The organism is Mesorhizobium sp. B2-3-14, from assembly GCF_006442175.1.
In the GTDB taxonomy this organism is placed as follows: Bacteria; Pseudomonadota; Alphaproteobacteria; order Rhizobiales; family Rhizobiaceae; genus Mesorhizobium; species Mesorhizobium australicum.
In genome coordinates, this window is sequence record NZ_VFVP01000010.1 from 1 (window position 1) to 12,891 (window position 12,891).

Here is a 12,891-nt window from a genome sequence, read left to right on the forward strand (position 1 = left end):
CCCCTTCCCCTCTCCTTTCCCCTCGTTTCCCGATCAACTTCCGCCCCCCGGGAACCGGCCTCAGACCGTCCCGGCGATGGCGTTTTCGAGCAGTGTCAGCGCCGCCTTCTTGGTCAGCTTGACCGGATTGCCGCCGGCCGTCGGATCGACCACCGCCATGTCGGCGATCAGCCCCTTGCGCTTCTTGTCCATGTCGAGCCCCTTGATCAGGGCCGGCAGCGCGTGCGGCACCTTCAGCTCCTTGCGCAGCTTGATAACAGCCTTGGCGAAGCCGTCGAAACCGCCCTTGATGCCGCAATAGGCGGCGAGGCGGGCGATACGCTCCTCGATGGAGTCGCGATTGAAGGCCAGCACATATGGCATGAACACGGCATTGGTCATGCCATGATGGGTGTCGTAGAGCGCGCCGATCGGATGCGACAGCGAGTGGATGGCACCCAGCCCCTTCTGGAAGGCCGCGGCGCCCATGGCGGCCGCGCTCATCATATGGGCGCGGGCGACGAGGTCTTTGCCATTGGCATAAGCCTTCGGCAGGTTCTCGAACACCAGGCGTATGCCTTCGACGGCAATGCCGTCGGCCATCGGATGGTAGCCCGGCGCGCAATAGGCTTCGAGGCAATGGGCAAGCGCGTCCATGCCGGTGCCGGCGGTGATGAAGGAAGGCATGCCGACCGACAGCTCCGGATCGGCGATGACGATCGCCGGCAACAACTTCGGATGGAAGATGACCTTCTTGGTATGCGTCTCCTCGTTGGTGATGACGCCGGCGCGACCGACCTCCGAGCCGGTGCCGGCGGTGGTCGGCACCGCGATGATCGGCGCTATGGCGTCGGAGTTGGCGCGCGTCCACCAGTCGCCGACATCCTCGAAGTCCCAGACCGGCCTGACTTGGCCGGCCTGGAAGGCGATCAGCTTGCCGAGGTCGAGCGCCGAGCCGCCGCCGAAGGCGATGACGCCGTCATGCTTGCCCTTCTTGAACACCGCGATGCCAGCGGTGAGGTTGGACTCGACTGGGTTCGGCTTCACCTCGGAGAACACGCCATAGGGCACCTTGGCCTCGTCGAGAATCCTGAGCGTCGAGGCGACGACCGGCAGTTTCGCCAATCCCGGATCGGTGACGAAAAGCGGCCGCTTGATGCCGGTGGCCGCGAGCACCTCCGGCAGTTCCTTGATGCGCCCGGCGCCGAAGCGAACGGTGGTGGGGTAGTTCCATTTGGAGATGAGCTTGGACATTTTTGTCTTTCGAAAATTAGATGGCTTCACGCAGATGGAAGGATTTCGGCCGGGTCAGATTGTCATAGCCCAGCGCCGACAGGGCAACGCCCTTGCCGGTGTCCTTGACGCCGGTCCAGACCAGCGCGGGATCGAGATAGTCGCAGCGGTTCATGAACACCGTGCCGGTCTCGACGCGGTCGCCGATCGCCACCGCATGCTCGGTGTCGCGCGTCCAGATCGAGGCCGTCAGCCCGTAGGGGCTGTCGTTCATCAAAGCGATCGCCTCCTCATCGTTGCGCACCTTCATGATGCCGACGATCGGGCCAAAGCTTTCCTCACGCATGACGCTCATCTGATGGTCGACTTGCGTCAACACCTCCGGCGCCAGGTAAGGCGAGCCGGCCTTGTCGTTAGCCACCTTCATGTTGATGTGCGCCTTGGCACCCTTGCGCAGCGCTTCGGCCTTCTGCTCGCGGATCAGGTCGGCAAAGCGCGCCTGCGCCATCGGTCCCATCGTCGTCGCCTGCTCCAGCGGATTGCCGACGACATAATTCCTGGTCTCGGCGATGAAGCCTTCGACGAACTCGTCATAGACTTTTTCGTGCACATAGACGCGTTCGATGCCGCAGCAGCACTGGCCGGAATTGAAGAAGGCGCCGTCGACCAGATTGGCCACGGCATGGTCCATCTTGGCGTCGGGCAGCACATAGGCCGGATCCTTGCCACCGAGTTCGAGCCCAAGCGTCATGAAGGTGCCTGCCGCCGCCTTTTCGATAGCACGGCCGCCAGCGACCGAGCCGGTGAAATTGACATGGTCGATCTTGCCGGAACCCAGCAGTTTTTCCGTCTGTGCATGGTTGAGCACGACATTCTGGAACACGCCCTTTGGCAGGCCGGCCTTGTCGAAAGCCTGTTGAAAGCGCTCGCCGACCAGCAACGTCTGCGCGGCATGTTTCAGGATGACGGCGTTGCCGGCCATCAGCGCCGGCACGATGGTGTTGACCGCTGTCAGATAGGGATAGTTCCATGGCGCGATCACCATGACCACCCCAAGCGGATCCTTCTTCACATAGCGCCGGAAGCCGTCCTTCGGGTTGGAGGCCGGCACGGACTTGAGCGCCGCTTCCGCGATCTCGACCATGTAGTTGGTACGCTCCTTGACGCCGCCGAACTCGCCGCCATAACGAACGGGACGCCCCATCTGCCAGGCGATCTCCGGCACGATCTCGTCGGTCATCGCGACCAGTGCTTCCAGCATCGCCAGCATGTACTTGCCGCGCTCGACGATCGGCGTCTGCGCCCACTTCTCCTGCGCCGCCTTGGCACGCTCGACCGCGGCGTTGATCGCCTGGTCGGTAGCGACCGGCCGCTCCGCATAGATCGAGCCGTCGATGGGGGATTTGAGTTCTACGGTTTCCAAAAGGTGCTCCATTTAGCAGGCTAATGTACGCAGATGGCCGTTGCGGCTGTAGCGAAGGATGGGCTCGTCTCGCGTCACAAGAACCATGTCCAAGGCCCTTGCAGTGGCAATCAGTATTCGATCCATAGGATCGCCATGGGGCGAACCCGGCAAGTTGGAGGACGCGATCAGAATAGCCGGCGAAATCGCGCTGAGTTTTGCGGACATGCGCTCAATGAATCGCTCTACGAAATCGAGCGGCGCTATGGGCAAGTTGAGCCGGCCCTTGGCCACACCGACGCCGATCTCCCATGCTGACATCGGCGAGAGATAGAGGCGGCCATCATAGGCCGCGTCGGAAATCTTCTGACTTGCCTGAGGGTCGATTTTGCTGTCGTTTGCAATGAAGATCATCGCGCACGTGTCCAGCAGCAGGCTCGGCTCTTCACTCATTTGCGCATCACGTGTTTACCATGCTGCGCCTGAGTTTCACCGCCCAGATAACCCCGATCCCAAGGCTCATCATCGAACGGTTTGGTGACATCAAACCCGGCCTCGATTGCTATCAAGCCCTTCATGAAACCAAATCCAGGGTGACGGTGCGTACGCACAGCGGGTGCGGCGTCACCGGTCGGCATCTTGCGAACGCGGCGAAAGACAAGCTTGCCAGCGCCTACGTTGACGGATTCGGTTTCGAACCCGGCCTCGAGCCACTCCCTGGTCATGGGATTGTTGCTCGGATTGTTGCTCCACCACGCGGGGTATCGCTTCGATGCCGGCAACGGCAGACTAAGCACGCTTTCGATCTGATCGAACGACATAGGCACACGGTCGGCATTCTGGGCGACCAGAAATTCCTTCAGCGGCGCATATTTGGACATTGCGAACTCCCCAACAATTGCAGCTTGCAGCCTTCATATGAGCTACATTAACTACATTGTCAACATAAAGCTGCATAAAGCTTTAGTAACGCTCGAACCCTCTGTGCAGTTCCCAATCCGTGATACGCCGATCGTATTCGAACTGCTCCCACTTCGCTGTGTGGACATAGTGCTCGAGCACATCCTCGCCGAGCGCCTGTTTCAGCATCTTCGATTTCGCCAGCGTCTCGGTCGCATCGCGCAGCGTCTTTGGAATTTCCGGCAAACGAGAAGCCTGATAGGCGTCGCCGACGAAAGGCTTCTGCAATTCCAGCTTCTCGTCGATACCGGCGAGGCCGGCCGCGATCAGCGCCGCGAAGGCGAGATAGGGATTGAGGTCGGCGCCGCCGATGCGGCACTCCATGCGGATGCCTTTGGTGCCCTCGCCGCACAGGCGGAAGCCGGCGGTGCGGTTGTCTTCGCTCCACATGATCTTGGTCGGCGCGAAAGTGCCGGCCTGGAAGCGCTTGTAGGAATTGATGTAGGGCGCCAGGAACCAGGTGAATTCCTTGGCGTATTTCAACTGCCCGGCCGCCCATTGCTGGCCGAGCGTCGACAAGGTCCAGTCGGCTTGTCTGTCGAAGAACAGTGGCGTCTTGCCGTCCGCGCTCCACAGCGAATTGTGGATGTGGCTGGAATTGCCGGCGAGACCGTAATTATACTTGGACATGAAGGAAATCGCCTTGCCTTCGGACTCGGCAATCTCCTTGGCGCCGTTCTTCAGGATGACGTGGCGGTCGGCCATGTCGAGCGCCTCGGCGTAGCGCACATTGATCTCTTCCTGGCCCGGACCCCACTCGCCCTTGGAATTCTCGATCGGAATACCGGCGGCTTCCATCTCGTTGCGAAGCCGGCGCATGACGCCTTCTTCCTTGGTGGTGATGCCGATCTGGTAGTCGCCAATATAGGGCGAGGCTGTATCGAGCCCCTGCCAATGCTTCTTGCGGGCGGAATCGTAGGTTTCGTTAAACAGATAGAATTCGAGCTCGGAAGCGAAATAGCCGATATAGCCGCGCTCGCTCAGCCGCTTGACCTGCTTCTTCAGGATGGCGCGCGGCGAATGCGGCAGGTCGTCATGGGTGTGGTGGTCGAGCACGTCGCAAATGACGAGCGCCGTCTTTTCCAGCCAGGGAATGCGCCGCAGCGTCGCCAGGTCCGGCTTCATGACGAAGTCGCCATAGCCCTTCGACCAGCTTGCCGCCTTGTAGCCCGGCACCGGCTCCATATCGATGTCGGCCGCCAGCAGGTAGTTGCAGCCATGCGTCTCGTCATGCGCGGAATCGACGAAGTATTGCGCCAGGAACCGCTTTCCCGCCAACCGGCCCTGCATGTCGACAATGCATGCCAGCACCGTGTCGATCTCGCCGCTGGAGACCGCTTTCTTCAACTGATCGAACGAGAAACTTCCGGCCATTCCTTTGGCACTCCAGTGCTTGGCGTTTCGGGCTTGTCACATGAACGAGAACAAAAAACCGTGGCGGGCGAACCAGCCACGGCTTGATTGGTTGTTTACGCGGATTCGCCAACGGCCTTTTCGGCCGCTGCGATGGTCGCCCTGCGCTTGGCGATTGCCGTCTCGCCGATGGGCGGCCCCTGGAAGCGGCGGTTCTCAACGGCGAACCACAAAACGACGAGCAGAACGATCAATCCGATCGCATAGTTGATCAAGATGTCGAAGGGCGGTTGGATGCCGGCATACATCAACACCAGAACACCAAGCACGGTGATGACCGCGAACGGCTTTGACCAGATGCCGAGCCGGAATGGTCCGAACTCGGTCCAGCTCTTTCCTTCCGCAAGAAGTCCGGCCGCGATCGGCATGGCGTAGGAGACGTAGAGGAAGAGTGCGCAGCCGGCTGCCAGCGCCGCGAAAGCCGGCGAATAGAGCGTGGCGGCAATCGACAGAACGACGCCGAGCCAGATGGCCGGGACGGGCGTGCGCCAGGTCGGCGAAACCTGCTTCCATAAAGAAGACCCCGGCAGACCTCCGTCACGCGAAAAGGCAAAGATCATGCGCGAGGTCGAAGTGAGCCCTGCTAGCGCGCACAGATAGTTCGACAGCACGATGGCGATGCCGAGCAGAGCCTTGAGCCAGGTTGGCGCCGGCAGATTGTTGAACAGGTTGAACCAGGCATTGCCGCCGTCCTTGGCGGTCGCCACGAGATCGGGGCTGGCAAGGACGAAGGAGACCGCCATGACGAAACCGAAGACGAGAGACCAGAGGACCGCGTGGATCATGCCTCTGGGCACAGCGACGCGGGCATTGTGCGTTTCCTCGGCGGTATGCGCGGAGGCGTCAAAGCCGGTGATCGTGTAAAGCGGGTAGAGAAGGCCAATCAGGAAGGCCACGAGTGCGGTGCGGGCCGTCGGAACATAGCCACCACCGAGATCGCCGGTCGTGTTGACGAAAGTCGTCAGCCGCGCGAGGTCGAAGCCATGCGCGCCCCAGATCAGGAAGGTCAGCGTCAGCACGACCGCGACAACGAGGATGAGGTAGCCGGAAAAATCGGTCAACATCGTCGTCGTCTTGATGCCGAGATGATTGAACAGACCTTGGGTAACTGTAATCAAGACGACTGCCGCCGTCTGTTGCCAGAAGCCCCAGGCCGATGTGTCCCAGCCGAAGATCGGGCCAGCAACGAGCCCCTGAAACAGCAGGTAGACGCCGACATTCACCGAAGCGACGACGAAGATCAGGCCGAGCAAGTTGATCCAGGCCGTGGCCCAGCCCCAGCCGCGTCCGCCCAGGATCGAGGACCAGTGATAGAGGCCGCCGGCTGTCGGATAGGCCGATCCAATCTGGCCGAGAGACGCCGCGACCACGAGCGCAAAGACGCCGCCGATGACCCAGCCGATGGTCGCCTCGAAACCGCTGCCGGTCGCCATGGCCAGCGGGAAAGACGTAATGCCGCCCGCCAGAATGCAGATGATCGAGAAGGAAATGGCGAAGTTGGAGAAGCCGCTCATGCGGCGCGCTAGTTCCTGGGCGTAGCCCATACTGTGGAGGATTTTTGTGTCCTCCGACTTGTCAGAGTGATCAGGTGTTGTCATGTCAGAGTTCCCCTGTTGGTTCTTAGCTGGCCGATTGAACTGACTTTCCGACTGCGCTTCGTCGAGAGCCCTTGGCCTCCTCTGGCTCCAGATCCGAAAAAATGCCCGTGAGCATATCCGCCCATTTCCGCTGCCCGGTTTCGCCGGAGATTTCATCGTTGCGGATTTCGATCATCGCGCAGGGTAGCCCGCGCGAGCGCGCGTGCCGTTCCAGCGTGAAATAGACGCGGTCGGCCGGCGAATAGGGTTCGTTGATGCCGACGGTGATGCCTGAGAGCCGTTGCAGCGCCGATATCAGCGGCGACGCCAGCCGGCGATCATCGTCATGGATGATGCCGATATGCCAGGGCCGATTGCGGCCTTTATAGACCGGCGTGAAGGAATGAACGGAAACCAGGCGGGTCTCCTGGCCGCGCGCCAACCGGTCCTCGACGATGCGCTCGATGGCGCCATGGAACGGTTGCCATGACAGGGCGACCCGCGCCGCGCGCTGTTTTTCCGACAAGCCGGTATTGCCCGGTATGGCAGTGGTTTCGCTGACCGGCGGCACCAGGTCCGGCGCATCGAGCGGCCGGTTGCAGTCGATGACGAGACGCGAAATGCGGGTTTCGACCAGCGTCGCATCGAGCGCCTGCGCCATCCGCAGCGCAACCGGCAAAGCACCGGGATCCCAAGCGATGTGACGCGACAGGTCGTCGGCGGCGAGGCCGAGCGTGCCGAATTCAGCCGGCAGGAAATTGGAAGCGTGATCGCAGGTCAGCACGAAGGGGCTCGATCCGCCGGGGTTCGTCACCCCCACGGTATCAGACGATGCAAGGCTGGCGGGCCGCGCTGTCTCCATAGTCCTGCCGTCCCCTGGGAGCGCTGTATCGTATGTTACGTATTTTGTTTCATTGCGTCCCAGTGGATGATTTCATACAGTTTGTTTGGCTTTGTCAAATGCGATCTGGGGAAAAGACGGTCGGCGGGCCAAGGGTGGGGAAAAGATGATTTCCAACATTGCCGAATTGATTGCCGACCGTATCGGCGCGATGCCCGCCGGCGAACGGCGCGCAGCGCAGACGCTGATCGCGAGCTATCCGATGATCGGCCTGAAGACGGTCGCCGAATTCTCATCCGCGGCCGGCGTCTCCTCGCCGACGATCCTGCGTTTCGTCGCCCGGCTGGGCTTCCAGAATTACCCCGAGTTCCAGTCGAGCCTGCAGGATGAACTGGCGGCGCAATTGCAATCGCCGGCGATACGAACGCTCAACCCGCCCTCGCCTAGTGGCGGCACGGTGTCGCCCATGCTGGAAGCAACGCTGGACAATATGCGCGAGACCTTCAGGCACCTGTCCGACAAGCAGCTTGCCGACATTGCCACCAGGCTGGCCGAGCGGCGTGGCAAGACATTCCTGATCGGCGGCCGCTTTACCGACCCGCTGGCGCGCTACATGGCCGCCCATCTCGCCGTCATCCAGCCCGATGTCTTTCACCTCGCCGGCCAGGAGAGCATGTGGCGTGACCGGCTGATCGACATGGGCAAGCGCGACGTGCTGGTGATCTTCGACATCAGGCGCTACCAGGACAGCCTCGTCCGCTTCGCCGAGAAGGCGCATCAGCGCGGCGTTCAGATCGTACTGTTCACCGACCAGTGGCTGTCGCCGATCGCCCGCTTTGCTCGCCATGTCATCGCCGGACGAACCGCCGTGCCTTCCGCATGGGATTCCTCGGCGGCACTTTTCGTCGTCGCCGAAACGCTGATCGGCGCCGTCACCAGGCAACTCGAGGCCGACGGCGCCCGGCGCATCCGCGAGATGGAAGGCCTGCGATAAGCAGAATCCTCCGGATCACTGCATCGGCTTCGCGGCCGTCTCGGTTTCACGTTACCGAGATTTAATGTGCACGATTGCGTGATAATTGCCATAAACCGCTGATATCGGGGTGTGGCGTGGCCGGATTTTTGCCGCCCGCCCGCATCGTCGCTGTGCCGTTCCTTTGCGAATGGCCGACGATTTCTGAAACCGGAGTGTCGATGCGGACCTGGAAGCAAATTGTCGTTGCGCTTGTGATCGTGGTCGCCGCCGCGGCCGCCTGGGCACGCTTCTATCCAGGCGCGCCGGCAGTGCTGGCGCGCTGGGGGATGGATTGGGCCTACGCGGCAACGCCTCCCGCCGGAAGCGGTGCGGACGGCGCGAAACAGGCTGGCAATCGCAATGGAGTCCGGCAGGTCAACGTCGTCGCCTTGCCTGCCGGTACGGCCACCATAAACGACCGCCTGCAAGCGATCGGCACCGGCCGTGCCAACGCCTCGGTGACCGTCAATCCCTACAGTTCCGGCCGTCTTGCCGAGTTGCTGGTCGAATCCGGCACTCATGTCGACAAGGGACGGATCATCGCAACGCTCGATTCCGAGACGGAGATCATCGCACAGGACCGCGCCAAGCTTGCCTTGCAGGATGCTCAGTCCAAGCTCGACCGCGTCAAGTCGCTGCGTGCCTCCAACGCGGCGACACCGGTCGCGGTCGCCGATGCCGAAGTGGTTCTGGCCGGCGCCAAGCTGGCGCTTCAGGATGCCGAGCTTGCACTGCAGCGCCGCTCGATCCTGGCGCCGATCACCGGCACGGTCGGCATCCTGCCGATCTCGGCCGGCAATTACGTCACCAACCAGTCGGCGATAGCCACGCTTGACGACCGGTCCTCTATCCTGGTCGATTTCCAGGTGCCCGAGCGCTTCGCCGCCGCCGTCAAGGTCGGCGCGCAATTGACGGCGACGCCGATCGCCAATCCGAGCAACGCATACACCGGCACGGTTTCGGCGATCGACAATCATATCGACGAAAAGAGCCGCACACTTCTGGTCAAGGCCACCATCGCCAATCCGGCCGATTCGCTGCGCGCCGGCATGTCGTTCTCCATCACCATGAAATTCCCCGGCGAGACCTATCCGGCCGTCAGCCCGCTGGCGATCCTCTGGGGTTCGGACGGCGCCTATGTCTGGCAAGTCGAGGACGGCAAGGCCAGGCGCGTGCCGGTGCGCATCATCCAGCGCAACACCGAGACCGTATTGATCGACGCGGAGATCGACAGCGGCGACATGGTGGTCACCGAAGGCACCCAAAGTGTCAGCGAAGGCGGCGAGGTTCGCATCGCGGGCCAGGAGCAGCGCGCCACCAACGCCGCGGAAGGCTCATGACCGGCTCCGTCAACGCCGCCAGCGATACCGGCTTCACCGCACTGTTCATCCGCAGGCCGGTCATGGCGTTCGTGCTGAACACCCTTATAGCCGTTGCCGGCCTCGCTGCCTTCTACGGTGTCGAGATCCGCGAACTGCCCGACGTCGACCGCGCCGTCGTCACGGTCTCCACGACCTTCGAAGGCGCGGCCGCCGAAACCGTCGACCGCGAACTGACCGACACGATCGAGGGCGCCGTCGCCCGCGTCTCCGGCGTCAAGTCGATCTCATCTTCCTCCTCCTTCGGCTCGAGCCGCGTCACCATCGAGTTCAACGACGGTGTCGATCTCAATGTCGCCGCCTCGGATGTGCGTGATGCCGTCGGCCGGGTCGCCAACCAGATGCCCGATACCGCCGATCCGCCGCGCATCGTCAAGGCCGATGCCAATTCCGACGCGGTGATGCGGCTGGCGGTGACTTCGGACACCATGTCGATCCAGGACATGACGGTGGTGGTCCAGGACCAGATCGAGGACGAACTGGCCGCCGTGCCCGGCGTCGCCGACGTCCAGGTTTATGGCGACCGCGACAAGATCTTTCGCATCGATGTCGACCAGAACAAGCTCGCCAGCCTCGGCTTCACGGTCGCCGACCTCCGGGCGGCGCTTGCCTCCGTCGCCTTCGATTCCCCGGCCGGGTCGATCACAACGACCAACCAGGACCTGATCGTCCGCACCACGGCCGACGTGACGACGCCCGAGGAATTCGAAAACATCATCATCGGCGGCACGACGCGCATCCGCGATGTCGCGACCGTCACGCTCGGCCCCGATGTTGGCCAGACGACGCTGCGTTCGGACGGCAAGACCGGAATCGGCCTCGGCATTATCCGCCAGGCGGAATCGAACACGCTGGACATTTCGACGGGCGTCCAGGTCGCCGTCGCCAAGCTGCAGGAGAACCTGCCCAAGGGCATGTCGATCAAGATCACCAGCGACGACGCTGTCTTCGTCAAGGGTGCGGTGCACGAGGTCGAGATCGCGCTTGGGCTGTCGGTTACCATGGTGCTGATCGTCATCTACATCTTCCTGCTCGACTGGCGCGCCACGCTCATCCCCGGCCTGTCGATGCCGGTCGCCATGATCGGCACCATCGCCGCCATCTATCTGGCCGGCTTCTCCGTCAACATCCTGACGCTGCTCGCTTTGGTGCTGGCCACCGGCCTTGTCGTCGACGACGCCATCGTCGTCTTGGAAAACATCGTGCGACGCCGCAACGAAGGCATGGGGCCGCGTGCGGCGGCCGTGCTCGGCGCGCAGGAAGTGTTCTTCGCCGTCGTCGCCACGACACTGACGCTTGTCGCCGTCTTCGTGCCGATCTCGTTCCTGCCCGGCCAGACCGGCGGCCTGTTCCGCGAATTCGGCTTCGTGCTTGCGATGTCGGTGCTTCTGTCCTGCGTGGTCGCGCTGACGCTTTGCCCGATGCTTGCTTCGCGCATGCTGACCAGCGCGCCGCTTCACCACGAAGGCGGCCAAGGCGTCGGCGCTCGCATCGGCGGCGTCTTGAATGCCGGCTACAAGCGCGCGCTGCACGCTTGCCTCGATGCGCCCTGGATCGTGGTTCTGGTCGCGGTGCTGTTTGCCGGCGTCGCCTTCGCGCTGTTCGGCACCATCCGCCAGGAACTGACGCCGACCGAGGACCGCGCCGCCGTGCTGTTGCGCATCAACGCCCCGCAAGGCGTCAGCCTCGACTACACGACGCAGCAGATGCAGAAGATCGAGCGGCTGATCCAGCCGATGCGCGATTCCGGCGAGATCCGCTCGACTTTCGAAAACGCCGGCCAGAACGGCTCCTACAATTCTGGCTTCATGGTGATGACGCTGGCGCCGTGGGACGAGCGCAGCCGCAGCCAGCAGGAGATCATGGCCGAGATCAGTCAGTTGACCAAGCAGGTGCCCAGCGTGCGGATCTTCCCGGTCCAACCCAACAGTCTCGGCATCCGCGGCGCCGGCAACGGCCTGCAATTCGCTCTGGTTGGCAACGACCGCAAGGCGCTTGGCGATGCAGCGGTCAAGATCATCGCCGAGATGCAGAAGGATGAGCACTTTCAGACGCCGCGCCTGTCGATCGACCCGACGCAGCCGCAACTGGCCGTAGCTATAGATCGTGAGCGCGCCTCCGATCTCGGCATCGACATCACGGGGCTCGCCAACACCATGCAAGCCATGCTCGACGGCAACGACGTCGTCGATGTCTACATTGCCGACCGCAGCTACGGCGTGAAGCTGGTCTCGACGACCAATCCGATCAACGACCCGACCGACCTGGAAAATGTCTTCCTCAAGACCGCGGATGGCCGCTTCGTGCCGATGTCGACCATCGCCACGCTGACCGAGCGCGCCGTGCCGCCGTCGCTGTCGCGCGAACAGCAGCAGCCATCGGTGGCGATCACCTCCAACCTCTCAAGCAATTTCGCGCTTGGCGATGCGCTGATACGCGCCGAGCAGATCGCCACGCCGCTCCTGCCGCCCGGAAGCCGCATCCTGCCCCTGGCCGAGGCTGCGACTTTGGGTGAAACCAACAGCGCCATGGTCACCATCTTCGGCTTCGCCCTGGTCATCATCCTCCTGGTGCTGGCCGCCCAGTTCGAGAGTTTCGTCAGCGCCGTCATCATCATGGCGACGGTGCCGCTCGGCCTTGCCTGCGCCATTTTCGCGCTGCTGCTTTCAGGCACCAGCCTCAACGCCTACAGCCAGATCGGCCTGGTGCTGCTGGTCGGCGTCATGGCCAAGAACGGCATCCTGATCGTCGAATTCGCCAACCAGCTGCGAGATCGAGGCCTGGGCGTGCGCGAAGCTATCGAGCAGGCTTCCACCATCCGCCTGCGGCCGGTGATGATGACGATGATCTGCACCATACTTGGCGGTGTGCCGCTCGTGCTGGCCGCCGGCGCGGGCGCCGAGGCACGCGTAGCGCTCGGCTGGGTCATTGTCGGCGGGCTTGGCCTGGCCACCATCTCGACACTGTTCCTGACCCCGGTCGCCTATCTTCTGCTTGGCCGCTTCGTCACGCCGAAGACCCATGAGGAAGCACGGCTGAAGCGCGAACTCGAGGAAGCCGCCTACACCAATGTGGAACCGGCGGAATAGAGA

10 protein-coding genes are annotated in these 12,891 nt (G+C 62.6%); 3 read left to right on the forward strand and 7 right to left on the reverse strand.

The features are described from left to right. Positions 1–60: 60 nt before the first annotated feature. The 7 genes from FJ950_RS22645 to FJ950_RS22675 all read right to left on the reverse strand — a co-directional run bounded on the left by FJ950_RS22645 (position 61) and on the right by FJ950_RS22675 (position 7,426). A complete protein-coding gene (locus tag FJ950_RS22645; RefSeq protein WP_140618738.1) occupies positions 61–1,233 on the reverse strand; it encodes an iron-containing alcohol dehydrogenase in 1,173 nt (390 codons plus the stop codon). 16 nt (positions 1,234–1,249) lie between these two features. Then, positions 1,250–2,647, reverse strand: coding sequence for an aldehyde dehydrogenase family protein (locus FJ950_RS22650; RefSeq protein WP_140618740.1), 1,398 nt, complete (start codon positions 2,645–2,647; stop codon positions 1,250–1,252). Then, positions 2,648–3,067: a type II toxin-antitoxin system VapC family toxin gene (locus FJ950_RS22655; protein WP_140618742.1), complete on the reverse strand. Its 420-nt coding sequence runs from the start codon at positions 3,065–3,067 to the stop codon at positions 2,648–2,650. Further along, positions 3,064–3,495, reverse strand: coding sequence for a hypothetical protein (locus FJ950_RS22660; RefSeq protein ID WP_140618744.1), 432 nt, complete (start codon positions 3,493–3,495; stop codon positions 3,064–3,066). The genes FJ950_RS22655 and FJ950_RS22660 overlap by 4 nt, the downstream gene beginning before the upstream one ends. A gap of 82 nt (positions 3,496–3,577) precedes the next feature. Continuing rightward, positions 3,578–4,948 carry a glutamine synthetase family protein gene (locus tag FJ950_RS22665; RefSeq protein ID WP_015315804.1) on the reverse strand — a complete coding sequence of 457 codons (1,371 nt, stop codon included), beginning with the start codon at positions 4,946–4,948 and terminating at the stop codon, positions 3,578–3,580. 95 nt (positions 4,949–5,043) lie between these two features. After that, positions 5,044–6,585 (reverse strand): amino acid permease, encoded by a 1,542-nt coding sequence (locus tag FJ950_RS22670; RefSeq protein ID WP_140618746.1) that lies wholly within the window; start codon positions 6,583–6,585, stop codon positions 5,044–5,046. Between the two features lie 22 nt (positions 6,586–6,607). Next, positions 6,608–7,426, reverse strand: coding sequence for an N-formylglutamate amidohydrolase (locus FJ950_RS22675; protein ID WP_140618748.1), 819 nt, complete (start codon positions 7,424–7,426; stop codon positions 6,608–6,610). Positions 7,427–7,571: 145 nt separating this feature from the next. Here FJ950_RS22675 and FJ950_RS22680 point away from each other — a divergent pair, with 145 nt between their 5' ends. From FJ950_RS22680 to FJ950_RS22690, 3 genes are all read left to right on the forward strand, one after another. Continuing rightward, the gene (locus tag FJ950_RS22680) at positions 7,572–8,399 is read left to right on the forward strand and encodes a MurR/RpiR family transcriptional regulator (RefSeq protein WP_015315801.1); all 828 of its coding nucleotides are present in this window, start codon (positions 7,572–7,574) and stop codon (positions 8,397–8,399) included. Positions 8,400–8,599: 200 nt separating this feature from the next. Beyond that, positions 8,600–9,760, forward strand: coding sequence for an efflux RND transporter periplasmic adaptor subunit (locus tag FJ950_RS22685; RefSeq protein WP_140618750.1), 1,161 nt, complete (start codon positions 8,600–8,602; stop codon positions 9,758–9,760). Continuing rightward, a complete protein-coding gene (locus FJ950_RS22690) occupies positions 9,757–12,888 on the forward strand; it encodes an efflux RND transporter permease subunit (RefSeq protein ID WP_140618752.1) in 3,132 nt (1,043 codons plus the stop codon). Before FJ950_RS22685 ends, FJ950_RS22690 begins: the two co-directional genes overlap by 4 nt. Positions 12,889–12,891 lie beyond the last annotated feature (3 nt).